16 protein-coding genes are annotated in these 23598 nt (G+C 58.4%); all 16 read right to left on the bottom strand.

Features of this window, described 5'->3' with window-relative positions:
* Window positions 1-13: 13 nt before the first annotated feature.
* Window positions 14-451, bottom strand: coding sequence for a hypothetical protein (locus AB1772_04030; GenBank protein MEW5795509.1), 438 nt, complete (start codon window positions 449-451; stop codon window positions 14-16).
* 54 nt (window positions 452-505) lie between these two features.
* Window positions 506-1516: a hypothetical protein gene (locus AB1772_04025; GenBank protein MEW5795508.1), complete on the bottom strand. Its 1011-nt coding sequence runs from the start codon at window positions 1514-1516 to the stop codon at window positions 506-508.
* Window positions 1517-1709: 193 nt separating this feature from the next.
* Complete coding sequence (gene purH, locus AB1772_04020; protein ID MEW5795507.1) at window positions 1710-3281, bottom strand: bifunctional phosphoribosylaminoimidazolecarboxamide formyltransferase/IMP cyclohydrolase; 1572 nt, start codon at window positions 3279-3281, stop codon at window positions 1710-1712.
* Between the two features lie 2 nt (window positions 3282-3283).
* Window positions 3284-4183, bottom strand: a complete 900-nt coding sequence (locus tag AB1772_04015; GenBank protein ID MEW5795506.1) for a phosphoribosylaminoimidazolesuccinocarboxamide synthase — start codon at window positions 4181-4183, stop codon at window positions 3284-3286.
* Entirely contained in the window at window positions 4176-4790 is a 615-nt protein-coding gene (gene purN / locus AB1772_04010) for a phosphoribosylglycinamide formyltransferase (GenBank protein MEW5795505.1), read from the bottom strand. Before purN ends, AB1772_04015 begins: the two co-directional genes overlap by 8 nt.
* Window positions 4791-5097: 307 nt before the next feature.
* Complete coding sequence (locus AB1772_04005) at window positions 5098-5877, bottom strand: alpha/beta fold hydrolase (GenBank protein ID MEW5795504.1); 780 nt, start codon at window positions 5875-5877, stop codon at window positions 5098-5100.
* Window positions 5878-6047: 170 nt separating this feature from the next.
* Window positions 6048-7373, bottom strand: a complete 1326-nt coding sequence (locus AB1772_04000; protein ID MEW5795503.1) for a glutamine synthetase family protein — start codon at window positions 7371-7373, stop codon at window positions 6048-6050.
* Between the two features lie 508 nt (window positions 7374-7881).
* Window positions 7882-8370 (bottom strand): dCMP deaminase family protein, encoded by a 489-nt coding sequence (locus AB1772_03995; GenBank protein ID MEW5795502.1) that lies wholly within the window; start codon window positions 8368-8370, stop codon window positions 7882-7884.
* Between the two features lie 42 nt (window positions 8371-8412).
* Window positions 8413-9300, bottom strand: coding sequence for a Vps62-related protein (locus AB1772_03990; protein MEW5795501.1), 888 nt, complete (start codon window positions 9298-9300; stop codon window positions 8413-8415).
* A 167-nt stretch (window positions 9301-9467) separates the two neighbouring features.
* Window positions 9468-10244, bottom strand: a complete 777-nt coding sequence (locus tag AB1772_03985; protein MEW5795500.1) for a slipin family protein — start codon at window positions 10242-10244, stop codon at window positions 9468-9470.
* A gap of 12 nt (window positions 10245-10256) precedes the next feature.
* Entirely contained in the window at window positions 10257-11600 is a 1344-nt protein-coding gene (locus tag AB1772_03980) for an NfeD family protein (GenBank protein MEW5795499.1), read from the bottom strand.
* 80 nt (window positions 11601-11680) lie between these two features.
* Complete coding sequence (locus AB1772_03975) at window positions 11681-13261, bottom strand: amidohydrolase (GenBank protein MEW5795498.1); 1581 nt, start codon at window positions 13259-13261, stop codon at window positions 11681-11683.
* Window positions 13251-15140 carry a selenocysteine-specific translation elongation factor gene (gene selB, locus AB1772_03970; GenBank protein ID MEW5795497.1) on the bottom strand — a complete coding sequence of 630 codons (1890 nt, stop codon included), beginning with the start codon at window positions 15138-15140 and terminating at the stop codon, window positions 13251-13253. Before selB ends, AB1772_03975 begins: the two co-directional genes overlap by 11 nt.
* Before the next feature lie 15 nt (window positions 15141-15155).
* Window positions 15156-16532 (bottom strand): L-seryl-tRNA(Sec) selenium transferase, encoded by a 1377-nt coding sequence (gene selA, locus AB1772_03965; protein ID MEW5795496.1) that lies wholly within the window; start codon window positions 16530-16532, stop codon window positions 15156-15158.
* Window positions 16517-17344 carry a M28 family peptidase gene (locus tag AB1772_03960; protein MEW5795495.1) on the bottom strand — a complete coding sequence of 276 codons (828 nt, stop codon included), beginning with the start codon at window positions 17342-17344 and terminating at the stop codon, window positions 16517-16519. Before AB1772_03960 ends, selA begins: the two co-directional genes overlap by 16 nt.
* 141 nt (window positions 17345-17485) lie before the next feature.
* Window positions 17486-23569: a cell surface protein SprA gene (gene sprA, locus AB1772_03955; GenBank protein MEW5795494.1), complete on the bottom strand. Its 6084-nt coding sequence runs from the start codon at window positions 23567-23569 to the stop codon at window positions 17486-17488.
* Window positions 23570-23598: the final 29 nt, after the last annotated feature.

Here is a 23598-nt window from a genome sequence, read left to right as displayed (position 1 = left end):
GTCGACAAGAAGGTCAGTTGTCCAGCGCTCCGTTATCGATCCACCGCTTGATGGCGTCTTGGTGGGCGGTCGAGAGAAAGCCGCCGCTGGCCGGCATTCGCGCCCCGCCGGGGGGATTCGGCACCACCGGGATGACTTTCAGATACAGATTGCTTGTGGCCGAACTGCCCGGGACGACAAAATCTCCGCTCGGGCTGGTAATTGTGACTACCTGCGCATGTGCGGGATTGGTCGTTCCGAACGCAAGACCGCCCTGGCCGACCGCCGAACCGTGACAACTGGTCGTGGCACAGCTCTGCCTCAGGATCGGTCTGACAGTCAACGAGAAACTGGCAGGATCGGGAATGCCGCCGTTATCCGGACCTGTGGGGCCGTCATCGCCGCTGTCCGAACAAGCCGCCACTAACCCCATTGCCAAGAGCGACACCAACAATAGTTTCCCGGACCACATGGAAACTCCTTTGTCAAAACGGTTGATGCGACAATCAACCCGGCCACATCGAGGCTAATACCCCAAATGGAATTGCACGAAAAAGTCGTCGGTTTTCTCCAGCGGTCCCCGTGTGTAATACGTATACGACGGCCTCACCTCAACATATGGCAGGGGGAAGAATTCGCTGGATATACGCACGAATTCGTCTACTCCGCCGCGGCTGTCACGATCATCATCAGCAAAACTATACTCTCCGATCAAGTACCAGCCATAGATCAGGCGCGTAGTCAGACTGGCGTATGTCGCCAGGGTATCGGGTGAACGCCCCACCAGATCCAGCTCACCCATCAGTGTGAATCGATCCCAGGAGACGCCCCCGAACAGCGCCCGCGAATGAGGAAACGGCCCGTTGCTCCCCTCCACCTTCTCCGACCACCTCACCGATGCCCCAGCCAGCAGCCCCAGGGGCGCGACGTTTCTTGTACCATAGACGTGCGCTACGGCAATACCTCGGCCGCCGACATCAAATCCTTCGGCGACTATATTGACACCCCGGAAATCAGCGCCCACCGAAGCACCGTCGAGATATAACTCCGGCGCGTGGCCGGTGCGCGTTCTGACGTACGCCGTGTGGTCGGCGTCGCGTAGACCGTAAACCGGGTAGAAACGCCCCCCCTTGACATAGAAGCGCTCTCCGGCAAAATACGTCAGGCCATAGCTCTCAGTAATACCTTGTTGCCCGAAGCGCACGACATAATGAAAATCGCTGAAGGGTGTAAAATCGGCGAAGACATCGGTCTGCATGCGCAGAATAGAGCCGTCATCGAACACCAGCGAACGGGAGTCGAAACCGACCAGAAGGATGGGCGCCACCCGCGGCGAAACGGCTTTGGATGCTATGACGTCCTTGGTGGATTGGAGGCAGAGTTCGTTGAGAGCGACCGAGTGGTTGCCGAATTCTGTCCGCATCCCCCCGCCATTGGGGTTGACATGGCACGCGCGACACGGCAGCGATTGCTCGGCGGCCAGCCGTGGCAGCGAATTGGCTCCCGCGACTGCCAGGAGAATAATCACCAGGAGCACCGTTGCCCTTACAAAATACTTTACTTGGCAATTCTCTGGGTGCCTGGGATTATCTGGGATAGCCATAGATTGCCTTACCCGATATAAACGTAGCCCTGCCGCGCGAGGTTCCCACATTCGCCTGAGCAGAACTCGATGACAGATTTGTGACAGGTCGGGTCGGCATTCGCGCCGCGAGCAGAGCCTTGATCCGTCAGTGCTTAAAATGCCGTACGCCGGTGAAAACCATGGCTGCACCCGCTCGGTCTGCGGCCGCGATCGCATCCTCGTCACCCTTTGAACCACCCGGTTGGATGATCGCGGTCACTCCCGCATTCGTGCCGACTTCGATACCGTCCGGCATCGGGAAAAACGCATCCGATGCCATCACCGCTCCCGCCGCTCTCGCGCCGGCCCGCTTGACCGCCATGAAACCGGAGTCGACTCGCGACGTTTGCCCCATGCCGATCCCTACCGTACCGCCGTCTTTGGCCAGAACGATGGCATTGGACTTGGTGTGTTTAACCACTTTCCACGCGAACATCAGATCGGACAATTCGGCCTCAGTTGGGGAGCGTTTGGTCACCACTTTCAGGTCCCTCGGATCAAGCACATGGTTGTCGGCGGTTTGAACCAGAACGCCGCCGCGGATTGCCTTGTACACTCTTTCGTCATCGCCGCGTCTACCCACCAATTCCGGCAGCACGAGAATGCGGCGGGTCTTTTTCTTCTTTAGCATGTCCAGGACGCCCGGGGCAAAACCGGGCGCCAGCAGGCATTCCACAAACTGGGTCTCGTGAATCAATTCGGCGGCGGCCATGTCAACTTCCCGATTGACGCCTATGATTGAACCGAACGCTGAAAGCGGATCGCTCTCGTACGCCTTTTTGTAGGCCTCCGCCAGTGTCTTCCCCACCGCCGCACCGCATGGATTGGCATGTTTGAGAATGCAGGCGAAGGGTTCGTCGAAATCGAGCAGCATGTCGAGACAGGCATCGAGGTCGCCGTAGTTGTTGTATGAGAGCTCCTTCCCGGACACCACCTCCGCCCGCAAGAGGGTCGGGTGCCTGAAACCGGGCTCGACATAGAGCGCGGCCTGCTGATGCGGGTTCTCGCCGTAGCGCAGTCCGGAGACGTGATTGTAGCGCAATGTCAACTCAGGGGGGAATACCCCTTCGGAAACCGGTCTTCCATGCTGAAAGTAAGACGCGATCGCTGCCTCATACTCGGCTGTCAGCGCAAACGCCTTCCCGGCACATCTGCGGCGGAATTCGTACGTAGTGGCGCCATCGTGCTCCCGGAGTTCCGTCAGCAGTGACATATAATCGGCGGGATCGACTATCACGGTGACATCAGCATGGTTCTTGGCCGCTGAGCGCAGCATCGACGGCCCCCCGATATCGATGTTCTCGATTACTTCCTCATCGGCGGCGTCGGGCCGCGCCGCCGTCTCCCGGAACGGGTACAAATTCACAATTACGAGATCAATCGAACGCGACTCCAATAGCGCCAACTCCTCCACGTCTCTCGGATTGTTGCGCCGAAACAGCAGCGCCCCGTGCACCTTGGGGTGAAGGGTCTTCACCCGGCCGTCCATGACCTCGGGACTGCCGGTAAACGACGTAATCGAAACGGCATGAATGCCGGCATCACGCAGCTTCTTCATCGTTCCGCCGGTGGAAATGATCTCAATGTCGAGCTTGTCCAATTCAACGGCGAGTTCGACCAGGCCGGTCTTATCGGAGACGGAAATCAGGGCGCGTTTTATTTTCCCCTGTTGAGTCATGCTCAAATCCTTCCTGTCAATAATCGCTGAGCTTCGCGATAACGTTCCGCCGAGGCGGCCACCACTTCATCGGGCAGTCTCGGCGCGGGCGGTTTTTTGTTCCAATCGAGCGTTTCGAGATAATCACGAATCGGCTGTTTGTCAAATGACGGCTGCGCGCGACCGGGCTGGTACTTGTCAACCGGCCAGAAGCGGCTTGAATCCGGCGAGAGGACTTCGTCAATAAGCAGAAATCGGCCATTCTTGAAGCCGAATTCGAACTTGGTATCGGCTATGATTATACCCCTAGTGAGCGCGTAGTCGGCCGCGGCCTGATAGACCGCCAGCGACTTGTCCCGGCACAGTACGGCGGTCTTCTCCCCCACTTGCTCGACCATAGCTTCGAAACTGATATTCTCATCATGGCCGAGGTCGTTTTTCGATGACGGCGTGAACAGGGGCTGGGGCAGTTTGTCTGATTCGCGGAGCTCGGGCGGAAACGCAAAGCCATGAACCGTGTTGGAACCTTGCTTGCGGGCAGCAACCAGCTCTTTCCACATCGAGCCGGAGATATACCCGCGCACGATGCACTCGATATCCACCCGTTCAGCCTTGGTGACAATCATGGAACGGCCATTGAGGCGATCACGGTACTTCCTTAGCGGGGCGGGGTATTCATCGACATTCGCCGTTATAAGATGGTTCTCGACGATGCCCTTGAGGAAGTCAAACCAGAACAGCGATGTTTGCGTGAGCACACGGCCCTTGCCGGGGATGCCGTTGGGCATGACAACATCGAACGCCGAGATCCGATCCGAGGCGATGAACAGAAGCGAGTCGCCCAGGTCGTAGATGTCGCGCACTTTGCCGCGGCGAGCCAGCGGGTATTCTGTGATATCTGTGGTCAGGACTACATCATTCATGGTCGAGTCGATACTTTCCTTTGATCAGGTTATCTATCACTTTTGGGTACAGTTTATGTTCCTCAATCAGCACCCGTGCGGCGAGGGTCTCGGGGGTATCGTCGGGCAGCACCGGCACGCGTACCTGTTCGAGAATACGGCCATGATCGTAGACTTCGTCCACCAGGTGCACTGTGGGGCCGCTCTCTTTGTCACCGGAGGCCAGCACCGCCTCATGCACGTAATGGCCGTACATGCCCGGACCGCCGTACCTGGGCAACAGGCCGGGGTGGATGTTGACGATCCGGCCTGGATACGCTCGCACGATTTCGACCGGCAACAGCTTCAGATAGCCGGCGAGAGCGATATATTCAATGCTTCGTTCCTTGAGTTTGGCAAGCAAATCCGCAGCAGCCTCATCCGGTGAACCGTACTTTTGCAGACGAAAGACGAACGTCTCAATGCCCGCCTTCTTCGCTCTTTCCAAACCGAAGGCCTTGTTCGTGGACGAAACCACCCACACTACGTCTGCGCAGAGTTCGCCACGAGCGGCAGCGTCGATTATCGCCTGAAGACCGGTGCCGCCGCCGGAAATGAATACCGCCAGTCTTGCTCTTGTCGCTTGCATGTCGCTTGTAGTCGTACTTCCTATCCAGGTCCTCGACAGTACGTCAAAGTTCGAAATATCGCACCGGCAGGTCGCCCCGCCAACCCCTTTTGTGGAACGTAGGGCAGGACCTCTGCGACACCGTTTTCAGTGCGATCGGCAGGGCTCCGTCCCATAGGCGCTAACTTAGCTCTCGTGCGTGGTGGACGTCCTCGTCCACCACGTTCTCATGCGTCGCAGTATATCCGGTTGGCCCCAGGACTCTGGCGCACCGGGAGATACGCCAGGCACGGACACTACAGAGGTGGCGGGCTTGAAGCAGACTCCCCTACAAGCCTTCAAGAAACACTTTAAGATCAGCGTTGAATTGCGCTGGTTGTTCAAGGTTTAACATGTGGCCGGTATCGGGGTAAACCGTGAGCCTGCTGCCGGCAACACGCTCGTGAAGCTGACGTGCCAGCGGCACCCACATCTTGTCCAGCGCACCCGCAAAAATCGCTGCCGGGACTTTGATTTGGCTGGCTCGGCTCAGGTCGTCTTCGCGGGGGTACTGGCCGCGCATCGGGTCACGCCAGACCGCTCCCGAATAGGCCGAGATCATCGTGTCAAGCAGGCTACGCAGATTGCTCTGATCGTCTTTGTACCAACCGAGCGCCCACGCCTTCCAACGACCGAGGGCCGCCTCCACCCCTTTTTCGCGAGCCACCTGGTCCAGACCCGAGAACTTCTTTCCGGCGCTATATCCGGCGGCCCCGGTTGAAACCAGTGTGAGCGACTTCAGGCGGTCCTCGTGAGCCAGCGCGAAACCGATTGCGGTCGCACCGCCCATCGAAAGCCCGACCAGATGCAATGACTCGATCTTGAGATAATCGAGCAATCGCACGAGATCCTGCACCCGGTCGGCGCGTGAGTAGCCGGAGAGGGGCGCGTCAGACAGACCGTGCCCGCGGGCATCGGGTGTGATTACGTGATAGGCGTCGCGGAAAAACTCGACTTGAGGTCGCCACATGCGGCAGTCGAGCGAGAAGCCGTGGAGAAACACGAGCGCCTCTCCCTCGCCGGCGCCCTCGTAGTACATGCGGAACTCACCAAGATCAGCGTGCGGCATGGAGGGAATCTACGGCACTGCAAGTGCCCATCGAAAACAAAACCTGCTACGAAGGTGCTGTCGGGGGACTCTGCCCGGTGGCCATCTGGCAGAACCACTATAGCCGCGTGCTGTCGCGCGCGGCGTTCGGGTTCTGCCCTAAATAATAACAACAGTCAATCACCGGCCGCCTACAACCAAGGCAAGTACTTCTCGACCTCGTAGCGGCTCACGTGGATACGGTACTGATCCCACTCGATCCATTTGTTCTCAATCAGCTTTTCGTACACGTGCGGGCCGAGCGTCTCTTTTACGAGGTCGGATTTCATCGCCGTCCGGATCGCATTCTCCAATGAATTAGGCAGATGCTTGATGCCCATGTTGGCCTTCTCCTCCTCGGAGAGGTGGAAGATGTTCATCTCGACCGGCGCACGAAGTTTGTACTTGCCCTCGATTCCCTTAAGCCCCGCCGCCAGGATACAGGCGAACGCGAGGTACGGGTTGGCGCCCGGATCGGGCGAGCGCAGCTCTATACGAGTGGCCGCCTCCTTGCCCTGACGATACGCCGGCACGCGCACCAGCGATGACCGGTTACGGCGACCCCAACTGATATAGCAGGGCGCCTCGTACCCCTCGACCAGCCGCTTGTATGAATTGACCCACTGGTTGAGAACGAGCGTGATCTCAGGTATGTGCTGCAGAATGCCCTCGGTAAACTGCCGGGCCATGGTCGACAGGTTATACTCGGCGGCGGAATCAAAGAAGAGGTTCTTTTTGGCCTTGAACAGCGACATGTGGCAGTGCATCCCGGAGCCGTTCTGTCCGAACATCGGCTTGGGCATAAAAGTCGCGTAGAAATCGTTCTCCATCGCGACTTCCTTCACGATGAACCGATACACCTGCGCGAAATCGGCCATGACGAGAGCCTCCTGGTACTTGAGGTCGATTTCGTGCTGCGACGGCGCCACCTCGTGATGCGCGCATTCCACCGGGATATCCATCATCTCGAGCGCGGCGACGGTCTTCTTGCGCATCTGAGTGCCGGCATCCATCGTGCCGTAGTCGAAATAACCGCTGTTATCCAGCACTTCGGGCTCGTTCTCGCTCTTGAAATAGAAATATTCAATCTCCGGTCCGACATAGAGGGTCCACCCCTTCTCCTCGAGCTTTTTCAAAGTCCGCTTGAGGACGTAGCGCGGATCGCCCTCGTACGGGGTGCCGTCGGGATTCTGGATGTCACAGAACAGCATGGCGACTTTTTCGCCCGAGATTTCCCACGGGATGATGCGGAAAGTGAGCGGATCGGGAATCGCCATCAGATCAGATTCGTCGATACGCGCGAAACCCTGAATCGACGACCCGTCGAATCCCTGCCCCTCGTGCAGGACCTGCTCAATCTCCGGGCGCGTAAGGGTCATCCCCTTGATGTGACCGAGAATGTCGGTGAAGCAGAGGCGGATATAACGGACGCCGGCTTCATCGATTAGCCTCAATACGTCTTCTTTAGTCTTGACCACGGCTCTATTCTCCTGTGACGAGTTACAACCGGAAACGGAAAGCGCTAATGTATTTCCGGAGAAAATTGTAGCAACAAAAAAAGGACGAAAGTAGTTCCGGAAGCTCTTTTTTTCGACTGCGCCGGGGGTTGTGCGCGGCAGACCGTTTGTGACTGTCACAATAGACGCCAGTACTGTTGCGTCAGTTCTTGCCCCCTTTTGCCTTGACCGCTGAACGAGGCAAAAGGGGTGTGAACTGACGCGCCTAACCCGCTCCAGATCAACGGCGTCAGGTCACACTTCGAGCCCGACCCGCGGAGCGTGTCGGGCCCGAAGCAAGACCTGCCGCAACGTTTGCCGACTTTTGAGACAGCCTCTCCTGGTCTGCCCGGCTCTGGATTTCGACTTTTGGCTCGACGGGGCAGACGAGGACCCCGAATCAAGTCCGGGGCAAGCTCGGCCGCCCACGGACCTTGCTGCCCTAGGTCTCAGTCCTGTCCCTGAATCTGCGGCGGACCACCCACAGAACCTACAAGCTGATGCTTATTTTACGCGTGGCAGGGGCGAGTTGCCGACAGGCGACCCCGGCCATCTTGAGAATTCGCCCGGCGGCTATGAAGATGTCCTTGTCGGGGTACTTGTCCTCGAGGTACACCACTTCCTTAATGCCAACCTGCACAATGAGTTTAGCGCACTCATTGCAAGGAAAAAGTGAAACGTACATGGTGGCACCGTCGAGGTCCGGTTTGTTAGACGCGTTGGTAATTGCGTTCATTTCAGCGTGGCAGACATAGGGGTATTTGGTATCGAGCAGGTTTCCCTCGCGGCTCCAGGGGAGCTCGTCATCGGAGCAGCCGGTCGGGAAGCCGTTGTAACCGATTCCGATAATCCGCTTGTTCGTGTTTACGATACAGGCCCCGACCTGCGTGTTGGGGTCCTTTGAACGCCGCGCCGAAAGCTGCGCGACCGCCATAAAGTACTCTTCCCAGCTTAGATAATCAGTTCGCTTGCCGCTCATTGGGGGAGTATATGGGTGGTGTTTATTGCGAGTCAAGCAACACTATGTATCAAACCCGTTGTCCTTCCACCATTTTTTGAACGCCGGGCCGGTTGGGCCTTTTGTGGCCTCGCCGATGCCCGGCAGTTGCGAGCCGGGGTCGCCCCAGAGACCGTTGAACCTGAGCCACTCCTGGCCAGAAGGTGGATTCGCCTTGTCACCAAGCACAGCCGTCCGCTCCCAGCATGGCCATTCCGCGCCGCCCGTGGCGGTTTCGTCGGAGGCCAGCGCCCGCTCCTGCACGCCCGGACGCGGATAGCTCGCGTGTGAATGCCACGCCGAATAGACAATCGGGTGTGTCTTCTGAAAGCAGTAGAACCCCTCGCCGCTGCCGCGCGTGTTCTTATTATGCCAGTCGCCTCCGCCGTGCGCGGCATAATACACGCGAAGCGGCGCCTGAGCGGCGGTGTCTATTTCGACTTTGATATGTTCCCAGTCGCCCTCGTGCGCGATCGAATCGACCGAGACAATCGACCCGTTGAACGGAAAGAAGAACAAATAAGCGATTTGCCAGAGGTTTGAGCGCGATGTCGGCATGACATGACCATAGCACTGCGCGCCCGTGAGACTCCCCTGGCAAGTGTGCCGCCTGTGCGGGTCGTGGGGGATCCTGAGGAAGAACAGGCCCTGGGATTCTCCCCCGCTCTCGTCGCGACCGCCCTTGCGATCGACCTTTTGGGATACCAGGCCACCGACCGTCACGTCTCCCTTACTCAGCAGCTTCGTGTATTGTGGGGGGCGGCGCGCATGCATTGCGGAACTCACGTGCCACAGTTCGGTGCGGGCGAGATACCATTCAACACTCGACGGCTGGAAATGTTCGTCAAGATGAAGACGGACCAGCGGCGCGAACCGCTGGACGACAGTTTCAAGGTCGAATGGTGGTTTCATCACCTCCTCCTACGATCGGTGTGCGACAGACGATCACGTCTGCGCGGGTTTCCCCTGCTGGTGGCAGACCGGAAGTCTGTCACGTGCTGTCCGTGTGGCAGAACCGCCGCGAGTTCGCTACGCGTGAACTCGCCGGGGGTTCTGCCATACGGAACTATGCTACGGATCTATGGCTTACTGGCGCCGCGATCCAGGAACTTCTTGAACGAATCCAGCAGGTCAATCGGCACCGGGAAGATCAGCGTGCTGTTCTTCTCCGCCGACACCTCCACCAGCGTCTGCAGGAAACGAAGCTGCATGGCGTTCGGCGCAGTCGCAATCACATTGGCAGCGTCGGCAAGTTTCTGTGCAGCCTGGAATTCACCCTCGGCATGAATGACCTTCGAGCGGCGCTCACGCTCGGCCTCCGCCTGCTTGGCGATCGCACGGGTCATCTCCGGCGGCAGGTCGACATTCTTCACTTCGACCACGGAGACCTTCACACCCCACGGCTCGGTCTGCTCGTCGATAATGCGCTGCAGCTCGGTGTTGATCTTCTCGCGATTGGCCAGAAGATCGTCCAGCTCCTGCTGGCCGAGCACCGAGCGCAGGGTCGTCTGGGCGATCTGTGAGGTCGCCTCGAAGTAGTTCATGACTGAGACGATTGCTTTGTTGGCATCGACCACCTGAAAGTAGAGCACGGCGTTGACCTTGACCGAGACGTTGTCACGGGTAATAACATCCTGCGGGGGGACGTCGTAGGTGATCACGCGAAGATCAACCCGGATCATCTTATCGATAATCGGGATGAGGATAATCAGGCCGGGGCCCTTCATGCCGATCAGCCGGCCCAGACGGAAAATCACGCCCCGCTCATACTCCCGCAGCACTTTGATCATGTTGAACAGGATCAGGAATCCAAAGAAGACCAGGATCAGAATTCCAAACGGAATCGGCGATGTCATCTTGTCACTCCTCTATTTCGAGTTCAGTTTCTTGACTATCAAGAGCAGTTTGTCGACCGAAACGACTTCCACTTTCTCTCCGGGTGTCAGCCCCTGGTCGCACTGGGCGCGCCACAGGGCACCGTCGACATACACCATGTCAGCGGTCTTGACGACGGCGATCTTGCCCGACATCCCCTCGCCGCCCACCGCAACCGTGCGGCGGTGGGCCTTGATCACCAGCCAGGCTACCAGACCGAAAAGAATTGCCATGATGATCGTGATCGAGATGAGAAACGAGATCGAGACTTTCAGGGCAGGGTCGACCGTGTCAACCAGCATAAGTCCTCCGAGAAAGAACGATATCAGGCCGCCGACAAAGAGCAGCCCGTGGGAGACCACTTTGATTTCGGCAACCCACAGGGCGATAGCGAGTATGATTAGCGCCAGCCCGGCGGCATTGATCGGCAGTGTCTGCATGCCGTAAAAAGCGAGAATAAGCGAAATCGCCCCAACCACGCCGGGGAAGATCGCCCCCGGATTGTAGAGTTCCAGCACCAGGCCGAGGCCACCGAGCGAGAAAAGCAGCAGCACAATCTCAGGTGTAGTGATAAGTTGGAGGATCTTCTGCGAGAAAGTGGCGCTGATCTCCTCGGTATCGTATTTCGAGAGCGCCATGATCTTTTCTCCGTACGGCAACTGGGTCTTGCGGCCATCAATCTGCCTGAGCAGGTCATCGATGTCTTCGGCGATTATGTCGATCACATTGCTGTCGAGAGCCTCCTTAGCGGTGGCCGAGACCGATTCACGCACCGCCCGCTCTCCCCAGACGCCGTTGCGGCCCCACTTCTCAGCCATCGTTCGTATCTTAGCGGCAGCGTCGTTCGTAACCTTCTCATTCATTACCGAATCGATCTTCTCCCCGCCTCCTCCCACCGGGTGAGCGGCGCCGATATTGGCCGTGGGCGCCATGGCGGCGAAGTGGGCCGAATATGTGATATACACTCCCGCCGATCCGGCGGTGGCCCCGAGCGGAGCGATATAAACGCACACCGGCACATGGCTGTTAAGAATTGTCTTGTTTATGCCCCAGGTGGCATTCGAGAAACCCCCGGGTGTATCAAGAAAGATCACCAGCAGCTCGGCATCGTTGTCCTCGGCAGTCTCCACCGCATCGGTGATGCGTTCAGCCGTGGTGGCGCCGATAGTGCCGGTGATGGTCATGGTGTAAACCAGCGATCGCCCACCTCGCTGTGACTGCGCCGGCTTCGACGTATCCGCAGTCGTCGTGTCCCCTGCGGTATCCGCAAGCAGGCCGGAATTCAGCAGCAGAGCGGCGAGAGCAATAGTCGGCAGAGATGTTGTCTTCAATCGCATGGGAGTGGCTCCTCTGAACCACTTAATATCATTACCCCCCGGCGGCAAGTCAATTCAAAAGCAAGTAATAGTGTGCGGCTTCACCACTTCAGCGACGGGTCCTGATAGCGGACAATTCCGTCCAGTACGGTAGCCAGGACCGTGGTGTCGTAGATACGGGCCGGGGCGATTCTGGTAATATCGCGGTCGAGAACGACAAAATCGGCCGGATATCCCGGAAGCAGGCGGCCGCGGCAGTCCTCCTGCCCGCAGGCGTAGGCCGATCCGACTGTGTACGCCTGGAGCCCTTCCGTGGCGTATATCCGCTGCTCCGGGTGGAAGATATCGCGGCTGCCCGGATTCGCCCGCCGCACGGCCGCCGCAATTCCGGCGATCGGATCGAGCGGCTCGATCGGGGCGTCCGACCCAAATGCCAAGGGGATCCCCTTGTCCAAAACCGTGCGAAATACGTAGGCGTTGGCGCTTTGGTCCGGCCAGTAACGGCGGACCATGGCGATGTCTGCGGGGCAGTGCGACGGCTGCATCGAGGCGACAATACCAAGCCGTTTCACCCGGGCCAGGTCTTTGCGTCGCACCAACTGAAGGTGCTCGATGCGATGGCGGCCCCCAGGTCGCCCGGAGAATTCGACCGCATCAAGTACGTTGGCAATCGCCCGGTCGCCGATGGCATGTATAGCGCAAGGCATACCAAGGCCAGATGCACGGCGAATCAGGCGAGCTATTTCCGGCGGCGACGTGACTTCGATACCGTAGTTATCCTCACTGCCGCGATACTTGTGGAAGCAGAGCGCGGTCTGGCTGCCGAGTGAACCGTCGGCGAATATTTTCACACCGGCGATACGGAAGAACGGCGTTCCGGTGCCGTAGCGGGTGTTGGTCCGCTCTAGATGCTCCATCATGGCGGCCGGAGGATAGTAATTGATGCGCAGACCGATCTTGTTCTTCGCAGCGAGATCGGACAGGTAAGCGAACCCATCGGGGCTGTCGAACGAGTGAACGCCGGTCACGCCCTTGCGGTACGCCACCTCCAAAGCCTTTTTGTGAAAGCGGTCGATCAGCCTTCGCGACGGCGGTGGAACGGAGCGAAATAACCGAAGATATGCCGGAGCTTCGCGAAGTATGCCGGACGGGGAACCGTCGGGCAGGCGCTCGATTCGCCCACCGGGCGGATCCGGAGTTCGGGCGTCGATACGCGCCACCTCGAGCGCCCGTGTGTTCACCCAGGCGGTATGAGTGTCTTTATAGAATATGAACGCCGGCCTGCCGCCGCTGACTTTGTCCAGCATGTATCGATCAGGTTCGATACGGCGCGCGAATCCCTCTACAAACAGCCCGGCGCCTATGAGCCACTGGCGGCGCGGCAGCGACTGGGCGAAGGTCTCGATTTTGACCAGACACTTGTCCAGAGAGTCGATACCGCTCAAGGATACCTCAGCGAGTGATTTGACGAACAGATAGAAGTGCGTGTGTGCGTCGACTAGCCCCGGCACGACCGTGTAACCGTGGAGATCGATTTTGGAGTAGCCTCGCCAGTCACGGTCGCGGTGGAGGTTGTTGCCGACAGCAACGATCTCGTCATGCGCAACAGCCATCGAATTGATCATCAGCCCGTCGGCCTGGGTCAGGAATCGGCCGTTGAAGTAGACGATCTTACGTTTCAAACTTTTTCCCTTTCACGCGATAGTCACCCTCGCGGGCGGTCAGGCCGAGACGGTCGAGCTCTTCCAGGATAGGGATTCCGAACTTGCGCGTAAAGCCAAACTTGTCCCTGAGATCTGCCACCGTCAACCGTTCGTTGCGGCTGAGATGCTCCCGCACGAATGCGACAATCTGCGCCCAGGCATCGGCCAGGAATATAAAATCCGAGCCGCACTTATACCCCTCGCCTGATTCTATTATGTACTTGATCGCCTGCTGATGCACCTTGCCACCCGAGGCCAGATCAGTTAACGACGGCGGATCGAACGGCTGCTTGCCCAGACGGGCGATTATCTCGTCGTGGGCCTGCTTGATCACTCCCTTCAGGCTCATCCCGCGCCCGGCGAGGTCGTACAGATCGCCACGTACTTCGAGCTGACCCTGATCGACGAGATAATCGAGCACGACGGGGATTGCCTCGCCGTACTGGCTGAGCAGGCGCTCGAGATCGGTCCGCGAAAGCCCCTTCAAGTGCGGTTTGTCTTCCAGTTCTCTTCGGAACACATCCGTGACGTTCTTTGAAACGACTTGCAGCCGCTCTGTAGAATACAAATACGCACCAAAGCTGCTCACGCGCCGCTCCCGTATCAGCTTCTCTACTCCAGTCTTGATATCGCTTTTTGCGAGGTCGGCCGATTCGAGAAGCGTATCAACGTGCTCGAATGTTTTCTTGCACAGTTCGGACAGGATCAGGGCCTCGAGAGTCGGGGTCATCCTGTTTTGCAGATAGCCAAGACGATCCAGCTCTTTCCGTCGGGGAGCTGCGGCCAGATGATCCAGCACTGCGCCCCCACCGAGCGTGATCATCGGCGAAGGCAGCCTGAGCACCAACCGGTCGCCCACAAGCGCGTAGACCGGGCTATCCGGCACGAAGAAGACCAATCCAGTCTGGCCCGCACCGAGTGACTTGCGATCATACAGCCGCACCTCCCCCTCGACCTCGGTGGTGCCCACGATGATCAGGACACGGCGGCGGTCGTCCAGCGGGACGGCGGCGTTATGCAACACCTCCACCGATAGCGCCAACACGGGGTGATCCCGAAAGAAAGTCAGGTCGGTGCGGTCGGAAATCACTCCTCCGCGCACGAGATGCTCGCGATCCACGCCGGTAAGCGAGACTGCCGTGCGCTGCCCCGGGACGGCGGTGTCAACGTCGTAGCCCCTTGACTGCAGTGTGCGCACCCGGGCTGTAATCATCGCCGGCCAAACGCCCACAGGCTGCCCCATTGTCAGTTTCCCTCCGCGCAGAGTGCCGGTAACAACTCCCCCCATGCCCGGACGGATAAACGACCGGTCGATAGCCAGGCGCGCCTTGCCGATGTCTTTTCGCGATTCCAGACGGTCCGTCAGTTCATCAAGATACGCCCTAAGATGGTCGAACCCGGCTCCCGTTTCGGCGGAAACTCTGAAAGTCCGCGCGCTGTCAAGAAACGAGCCGGTCAGCTTCTGACTGACTTCCTGCTCCAGGAGTTCCAGCCAGTCCGGCTCGACCAGGTCGATCTTGTTGATCACCACAAAACCGTGGCGCACTCCCAGGAGCCGCGTGATCTGAAAATGCTCCTCCGACTGCGGCATCCAACCGTCATCGGCAGCAACGACAAGCATGACGCTGTCAATCCCGCCTGCGCCGGCGATCATGTTCTTGACGAATCTCTCGTGCCCGGGTACGTCCACAAGGGCAAGTGTCTGCCCGTCCGGTGTGTGATAAAAGGCAAAGCCGAGATCGATAGTCATCCCGCGCGCCTTTTCCTCGGGGAGGCGGTCAGGGTCGGTGCCGGTGAGCCGTTTGACTATCGAGGACTTGCCGTGGTCGATATGACCGGCCGTGCCGATAACGATCATTGAGACGAGCTCCCCCTATTTCAGGACCCGCTGAATGGCGCTCACGATATGGACCAGATCTTCTGAGTCGATGGCTTTGAAGTCGAGAATGAAGCGGTCGGTGTCGATCCGGCCGATAACAGGCGGCTGTTGTCCGCGAAAGGCAGTCATTAACTGATTCGCGCTGCGAACCGGCGAAAAGACCAGACCCACTGACGGCAGGCTTTGTTCGGGCATCGCGCCGCCCCCGATGAAAGCGGAGGTGTCCTCCACGGTGACGTCAGCCGGCGTCCCGCACCGGGCGAGCACATTCATGGCCATGGCTCGAAGCTCGTCTGTTGGGCGCGCGAGGATCTGCCAAAGTTTCACTCTATCACGATACGTGTCGTTGAGATGCGCTTCGAGCAATCCCTCCAGCACGGAAAAGACAATCTTGTCAACTCGGACCGTCCGAAAAAGCGGGTTCTTCTTTACTTTGGACACGAGGTCCCGCTGTCCGACAATAAGCCCGGCCTGCACCCCGCCAAGCATCTTGTCTCCGGAGAAGCAAGTGAGGGCTGCGCCATCGCGTACCGACCCCTGCACGGTCGGCTCGGCGTAGCCGAGCAGCTCGCGCGTGGCGACGAAGGTACCGCTTCCCAGATCGTTGACTACGGGTATCCCGCGTTTCCGGCCCAAAGCAACGAGCGCCCTGAGATCGACCTCCTGAGTGAAACCGGCCTGCACGAAGTTGCTCTTGTGGACTTTGAGGATAAGGGCCGTTTTGTCGTCAACGGCCTTGTCGTAGTCGGCAAGCGTGGTGACATTGGTGGTGCCGACCTCAACCAGCCTCGCCCCTGATCGCTTGAGTATATCCGGTATGCGAAACCCGCCGCCGATCTGAACCAGTTCCCCACGCGAGATGACAACGTTCTTGCGATTCGCAAGGGTGTTCAGAATCAGAAAGAGGGCCGCGGCGTTGTTATTGACCACAGTTCCCGCCTCTGCCCCGGCAAGAGCCGCCAGGTACCGTTCGCAGGCGACGCCCCGCCCGCCGCGCTTGCCCGATGAAAGACCAAACTCAATGTTGCAGTAACCGACTGCGGTCTTTTCCAGCTCGCGAAAGATGGCCTGAGACAGCGGAGCGCGTCCCAAGTTCGTATGCACGACAATGCCGGTGGCATTGATGACACGCGTCATTCTCGAGGCGGCCTCGTCCCGCAATGCGCCTTTGATTGCGTCAATCAACGACGATTCGGCCAGTTCGCTCTGGCCGGCATCGAATCGCTCCTTTTGTTCGGACACCACGGTTCTAACGATTTCCGCGGCGATTGGCCTGGGCACGCGGGCCAATTCAGGGGCTATCGTCTCGGACTGCAGCAGAGTTTCGATCGCCGGGAAGTCGCGGAGTGTCCGGATTACTTTTTCGGCCATAACGATTCGTTGTATACAATATACGTCAGAACCCGCCCCACATTCGCGAGCGACTCGGGCGAGCACTTGTCGGGCGTGTCGTGCTCAGTATGCCAGTATTTGTAATCGAAGTCAATCAGCAACGCGGTCGGCACCCCCGCCCCGCCGAGCGGCAGATGATCATCCTGGATGGTGTGGCGCACCTCGTCGATAAGTGTCTGAACGCCGACTTCTTTGGCGGCACGCCAGATCATATCGTTGATTTCTTTGTAATAATGTTCCGTGTACTCTTCCCGGTAGATTTGCTGGTAGGTATCGCCGATGAGATCGATGACAATGGCAAAGCGATACTTGTCACGAATCGACCGCCGCGCAAACTCGCGCGCCCCCAGGAGGTAGCGGTCGACATCGCCGCTCTTCCCCCAGTCCTCGCCGTCGCCCAGTACGATGTCAATGTTCGACGGTGCCGGATTCTCGGCGATCAGGTTGGCAAGTTCCATGAGCAGGGCCACACCCGACGCGCCGTCGTTGGCGCCATCGATAGGCACATCGCGTTTAGTTGAATCGGAAGGAAAGTCCGTTCGTGGACGACAATCATAGTGCGCCCACAACAGGATCGCGGTGGGATCATACGGACGCCCACGATACCGAGCGATAATGTTCACCATCGGAGTGTCTACAGATGTGTACGGATCGAACACGACAAACCTCTGCGAATCGACCTCGAATCCGCATGCCCGGAAATGGCGGTAGGCCATCTCGCGGAAGCGGGCCGAACTTTCCGTACCGGGCACGCGCGGCCCTAAGGCAACCTGGTCCTTGAGGTAGCGCATGGCTCGGTCCCCCTGGAAGGGGGGCGGCGTTACCGGTTCGGAACACCCCAGGGCAAGTAAGGCAGAGCCGAGTGAAACCAACGCAAGACGCAGCATGGAGGCAATTTGAGCGAGAGTGGGGATCAAGTCAACGCAAAAGGATTAGAAGTGTATCTCGGTCCATAGCTGGATCTCGCGCACGTGGCTCTTGCGGTGTCTCTGAACGTCGTTCGTGTCCTGCCAGCGCGCCGTGAGACCGCCGCGAATTTGGTTGGAAAAGGTGTACGAGATGACCGGCGAGGCGGAGAAGCTCGACGTGTTCGTGAACGGCACGAATTTGCCGCCGCGCCGGGAGGTTTCCACGAGGTTCGAGCTGTATTGAACAGACATGTCAATAGACACGAGCGATTTGAATTTCACTTTGCCCAGAAGCGGGATGGAGATTCCGCCCGGCGCGGAGAACGCGAATTTAGTGGTCACGCCGACGGTCTTTTTGGTAGTGTGGGTCTCGGATTCGGGTGCGCCGGTGGAGTTGTTGAACTTCTCCTCGACGGTCCTGTTGACGCCGTAAGAACTCGATACCGACAGCTTCTTGAACAGCTTCAGGTTGAGCGACAGGAGCGGGCTGCGGTTGATAGACTCGCTGCGGCTGGTGATGAATCCGTGATCGAGGTTTTCGCTGGTTTTGACCTGACGCGAGAAGGCCGTGCGCGGCGAGAACACCTCAATAAACCAATTCACGTATTTCTTGACCAGGGGAAGCTTGGTGAACCGGCGAACCTGGAGATTAAGCTCCGGCCAGGAGACCGTAACCGAACGGGTACGGTCGGTCCCCACCGTAGTCAACGCCTCGGTGGAACTCCTCTTGTAGCCGACTGTGGTCGAAATGCCGCCAAGAAACGTGAATCCCGAGCTGAGATCCCAGTTGTTTGATTGCCCTGCCGACGGGTTTCGTCTCGTGCCCAAAATCGGGAACTCGGCCATCTTGTCGAACCCAAGGCGGTATCGCCACGGCAGACGCCCAGCCACGCCAGGGATCGACCGGTTGAAACCCTCACTATGACTGTAGCGCAGTGGTTGCAGCCATCCGGTAAGGAAACGCAGGCCCTTCAATACTGGCTCGTAGAATGGCTTGCCCGGAGGTTTCTTGGGAGTCTCTTTCTCCACCTCTTCTACCACTTCGCCGCGAACCTGTGGCCGTTGTGTTTCCGGCCTGCTCGTGGGAGCGCTTCTGCGTCCCGAACCGAACAGGGTCATGTGCTTGAACTCGCCGGTCACCGACCAACTTGATGTCAGCGATGTCGAGCGTGTTCTGGTGCTGGCGTCGTAGTTATCGCTGTAGTTGGACGAGTAGGTCAGCGTGCTCGTAAAGAAGTTGAGCAGCTTCGGATCGTAGTTGGTTCGGAAACCCTGGGAGTAGCTGTTCTCCAGGCCGAGTTTCGGGTTACGAAATCGTATGACCACCAGCTTAGGATCGGTCAGATCACGACGGGTCGAAAAGTTGTAATCGACGCTCAGATTCGGGAATACCTGGAAGCCGAAGTCCATCCGGCCGTCCATCGTGCGGCTGAGCGACGAGGTGCGATTGAAGTCGACATCATCCTTGGCCGACAGGTTTCGATTGAATGCGCCGTTCCAGAGCCACTTGCGCGGATAAAGGGCCAGCTTTGATCCCCTGGTCTTCTTCAGGATGGGAATCGACTTCGTCCAGAAGAAGATCGGCACTTCGGGCGGCTTGGCCACACCCATGTCGAAGTCGGCGCGGAAGTTGTAATTCTCGTTGAAGAGCAGCGGGTTGTTGATTCGTTTCTGCCGAGAGCGCGTATAGGAGGCCGTGAACTTCTGCCGGTTCAGGAAGGCGTTGAACAGAAGATTGCCACCCTTGCGGGCGAAAGACTCGGAAAACGAAAGCTTTACTGAACGCGACGTCGACTTTTCCAGCTCGCGGATTTCGGGAGGCAGAACCACATCGGAACTGGATCGCAGCAGCGGCACGCTCTCCGATTGGGCGTACGAGTAGGACACTGGGACTCTCGCCCCCCACGAACGCGGCAGGAAGCGGCTCACGTTGAACGTGGCGGAAAAGTTGAAATCGTTGACCTCCTCGCCGCTCCCGAGGTTGTTTCGCGAACCACCTCGGGTCGCCTGCGCCAGACCTCGGAAGTAGGCATCCCTGTGCTCGTAGCTCGTGGTGTAACTTATCAGGTCTGAAAGCGAGCCGTTGACTGTCACGCGCGCCGCCGTGCCCACATCTTTGCGGACTTCGGTGACGCGGAGCTCATCGAGCCAGATTTCGCCTGACACCTTGGCCGTGGAATCAGCCTTGTGATTCATCACACTCGTTGTGATGTACCGAATCTCATTGATATTCGGGCGGCCCACCACGCGATACACATCCGTGGAATCTTCGAGCGGGCTGCGCTTGTTTGGCAGAGCGCGATCGGCCGCATCTTTAAGCGCAGTAATCTCGTTGAAATCGATTCTGACGTGATTGCGAGGCGACCAGCCCGCTTCAACATACGTGCGGAATTCGTAATAGTTAGCGCTGTCGTGCCCCAGACGGAAGTAGAGCATGACGCTGTCGGAGGGGTCCAGCGAGTTATCCCCGTGCACATACATTTCCATGCGTCGGTAGCCGGAGTACGATTCGGTGGTGAGCAGATCCTTGCGCGTGATGCCCTCGGCGCCCGGAAGCAGGTCCTGAAAGACCATAGCCAGGCCGCGCTGCGTCTCGGTGACGTTATTGACCTGATCGACATACGGCTTCACGCCCGGGGGCGGTGTAAACGTTCCGTTCTCCTCGGACACGGACGCCACGAAGAACTTGCTGGTCGCATCGCCGGTGAGCGTCATGAGCGTGTCGGTCCAGTTGGACTGCACGAAACCCCAGTCGGCGATCCAGATCGAGTCCATGCTGGCAAGGCTATCCACGCCGGTAGTATCCTGCTCAAACCAAACGCGCACGTGGGTAACGCCCTCCCAACTGGCCGTGGTCTGACCGTCTGATACAGTATCCAGTACGCCGGGATCGCGCACCGGTACCCGGAAGGTATGCCAGCCGTTGCGCCCGGAGCCGGCGACGACATGCTTGCCGTTGATCGTGTCCAGGTCGAGCTCAAAGGTGAAGTAAGCGTTATTCTCTTCGAATCCGGAGCCGAGCACCTCGCGGTCGGGTAACCCTTGAACTGCGTCGTCGTCGATATTCCCCTCGGTGCCGTTCTGCCACTCATAGTGCAGCCAGTGGCCGATCGTGTTCACCGCATCCTGGTATCCCGGTAAGTTCCAGACGCTCAGCGGGACCGGGGGACGCGATGTACCGCCCCCGGCGCCCTTCCCCTTGTATTCGTACCACCAGTTGTCGGCGGCCGGATCAGGGTTGATGGCCACATCATAGGGCCGCCCACAAGCGTCAATCTCGGCGGGATCGAGCAGGCTGTCCAGCCCGGTGTCCTCGTTGATCCCGCTGCCGGGGATGACGTCCAACGAGCGGTTCTCCGGAAACCAGTCCTCGTCCTCGTTTTTGCCGTTGCCGTTAATATCCTCACTGATGCGGCCGAAATCGAAATGGAGTTTTCCCTTACCGCCCTTGGCGCGAACTTCGAACAACTGCACGCGCTTCCGGTCGACGCGGTTTTCGAACGAGCGCATAATTCCGCCCCAGGACTTGGATGGCATCGAATCCGCGCAGGGTGTTTCCGACGGCCCGAAGAATTTGTAGCCGCGTGGGCGGAAGATCAGGCGCAGCGGTTGCAAGGCCCCTTGCCCGGCCACGGTTTCGCCCTCATATACTTCCTCGCGTGAAATCGCCGGCGGGTTATGCCACCGAATCGTACCCCTCGCCCAGGCGTCGCTGGACGTATCAACGTCCACCGGAGCCGAGGCCAGTGTCCAGTTGGTGCGCACATTACCCAGCGATAGAAGTTCGACCGCCGATTCGAAGTCATCGACATACGCGGCGCCATCAACATTCGGGTTGGGCCGCGACTGCGCCACCTCGGCCGTGACCCGGATGCGCGAATCGGCCTCCGCATCAATGAACGGCAAGGCATCCACCGCTTTGGTGATGAACTTGGGATTTAAGGCGAATGACATGTCGAAGTCATAGACGGACGCCTTTGACGTTTCCTGCCCCACCCTTGGTTTGCGCTCCTGAGCCTTGTCCGATTTGTAAAGGACCGTCGTGCCCAGCTTGAGGTTCTCGCTGTGCTCGTACTCAGCCCGCATCCCCAGAAGCGTTTTCTTCTGCAAAGCCATGAACGGCGCGTACTGGAACTCCACCCGCACGTCGGAATTGGGATCGGTGGCCTCATCGGTAAGGAGCGTCACCTGGCCAAGATCATACGAGATTTCATAATCTTTCCCCTTCACCAGGGGTCGGCCATTGAGCGTGACCCGCTCGGATCCTTCGATAACATTGGCCCGCCCCAGCCTGATACTGGCGCTGCGAGCTTTAGTAGAAAGCCACAGGTAGTACTTGCTGTTGTCGGTTTTTTCTTTGGGCGACGCATACCTGTAAATGGATGAAACTTTCTCCACCAGCGTATCAGACCGGTTGCCGGTAGCGTCCACAAATACTCTGTTCGAATTGAAAGGCTCCCGCTCAGGGAAGATGATCAGCCCCCAATCTTCGCGGAATACGTCGGCAAAGGGATCGATCTTGCCGTCAGGAATCTTCGTATCGGTCCGGTTGTTATTCCACTGGTCCAAACCGAGGATTTGAATGTACGGATCCTCTGCGACATCATCCACTTTCTGGTAATCGAGACTCGACGATGTCCCTTCGCGGCCGGGAAGCCCCTTGAACACCCTGATATCGATGTCCTCGATCTTTACATTCTTGGGGATGCGATAGCAGTTCCGCCACATCAAATTCCAGGCCGGATTGTCCGGCACGATGTTCTTGGATAAAGGCTGAATGATGCGCAAAGTATCGGTCTCAGCCGGATCCGTATAACCGATTGTGTCTATCACACCGGTGGGATTACCAGGGGACGAGAACCGCTGGATAAACATGCGAACGCCGATTGCCCGCCGACGTCCGTTGTAGAAGACCAGCGCTACCGGACATCGCGTCGTGTCCTGTCCGTACAGAAGCTCGAACTGATCTTGCTGCACTTCGGACATTAGCTGATCGCTCGTGTTGTAGGTTCCGTTAGGATCGAGCGGCCCGTTTTCCAGATACATCTTCTCGGCTACCGGATTGCGCTGGTCGGTTTCCTCTTCATAGACAAAAACCCGAACCGAGTCGTATCGTCCGATTTCGCCCGGATAAGCGAGGTCAAAGATGCGGCCCTCCTGATATTGATAATCACGTACGGGTTCCGCATTCTCTTCGCCGGTGGCGGAGACCGTAGCCGATTCGGACGAACCTTTCTCCTGCGAGGCAATAGCCGTGAGGCCGAAGTTTCCCAGCCGGGCCTCGGTCTTTATCCCGAACAGCCCGGCGATGCTCTGTGAGTAACCCACGAACCGAGTATTAGGGATATTGAGCGTGGTGTTACCGGCTTCGATAGTCTTTAGGATGTCGTCCTCGTCGCCTTTATAGCGCAGGATAAGGCGATTGGCCAGGGGGATGTCGGTCTGGTTGTCTTGCGAAACGCTGACGGTGATCTTGGTGCCGATTGTCCCTTGAATCGTAAACCGGGAAATCTGCTCCATGTTGAGCGCAGGGAACTTGCTTTGCCGCCTGATCCCCGAGCCGGCAGCGTCATCCCATTGGGAACGGCCTGAGAAGGAGATACGGCGGTACCCGCTGACCCGCAGGTTGGCGCCGCCCTCGCCGAACATCTGGTCGAACCGCTTGGGCAGATTTACGCCGATCGACAGTCCGTCTCGCTTCCCCTGCCTCTGGGACTGCACAAGCGAATTGAGCGCGAATCCTTCCCAACGCTCGGAGATGTTGTAAGCGGTCCGGCGTTCATAGAAACGACGGGCATCGACCGACACCGGAACCAGGTCGACGCCGCCGTGCATACGGGTACCGAAAGAGATCGCGCCGGCATCGAAATCACTTTTCTCTTCCGCCTTGGGAACGTATAGAAGCTGACCGGAAAGCACGGGATAGGTAAGCGGATAGAGGGCAGCAGAGAAGCGATCATCAGGGGCCTCGTAAGGAGAAACCACCATGGAGCGCATTTCCAGACGGGCCTGGAAACCGATACCCTCTACCTGGGCATACGACAAGCCGCCCCGCAAGAGCAGAGCAACAAGAATGAGTACAGCTTTGGTGTGCGACCGAACGCTCACAAGCCTACCAAGTGAAAGAAACCAGTTTC

It is taken from the genome of Candidatus Zixiibacteriota bacterium (genome assembly GCA_040752815.1).
GTDB lineage: Bacteria > Zixibacteria > MSB-5A5 > GN15 > FEB-12 > JAGGTI01.
Note: the sequence above shows the minus strand (reverse complement) of the source record. Positions and strands in the feature narration are given on the sequence as shown.

Bases quoted from the DNA above. Each gene is read 5' to 3' on its own strand.
- AB1772_04030 (MEW5795509.1), bottom strand. From the start codon at position 451: ATGTGGTCCGGGAAACTATTGTTGGTGTCGCTCTTGGCAATGGGGTTA.
- purH (MEW5795507.1), bottom strand. From the start codon at position 3,281: ATGACTCAACAGGGGAAAATAAAACGCGCCCTGATTTCCGTCTCCGAT.
- AB1772_04015 (MEW5795506.1), bottom strand. From the start codon at position 4,183: ATGAATGATGTAGTCCTGACCACAGATATCACAGAATACCCGCTGGCT.
- purN (MEW5795505.1), bottom strand. From the start codon at position 4,790: ATGCAAGCGACAAGAGCAAGACTGGCGGTATTCATTTCCGGCGGCGGC.
- AB1772_04005 (MEW5795504.1), bottom strand. From the start codon at position 5,877: ATGCCGCACGCTGATCTTGGTGAGTTCCGCATGTACTACGAGGGCGCC.
- AB1772_03995 (MEW5795502.1), bottom strand. From the start codon at position 8,370: ATGAGCGGCAAGCGAACTGATTATCTAAGCTGGGAAGAGTACTTTATG.
- AB1772_03990 (MEW5795501.1), bottom strand. From the start codon at position 9,300: ATGAAACCACCATTCGACCTTGAAACTGTCGTCCAGCGGTTCGCGCCG.
- AB1772_03985 (MEW5795500.1), bottom strand. From the start codon at position 10,244: ATGACATCGCCGATTCCGTTTGGAATTCTGATCCTGGTCTTCTTTGGA.
- AB1772_03980 (MEW5795499.1), bottom strand. From the start codon at position 11,600: ATGCGATTGAAGACAACATCTCTGCCGACTATTGCTCTCGCCGCTCTG.
- selB (MEW5795497.1), bottom strand. From the start codon at position 15,140: ATGATCGTTATCGGCACGGCCGGTCATATCGACCACGGCAAGTCCTCG.
- selA (MEW5795496.1), bottom strand. From the start codon at position 16,532: ATGGCCGAAAAAGTAATCCGGACACTCCGCGACTTCCCGGCGATCGAA.
- AB1772_03960 (MEW5795495.1), bottom strand. From the start codon at position 17,344: ATGCGCTACCTCAAGGACCAGGTTGCCTTAGGGCCGCGCGTGCCCGGT.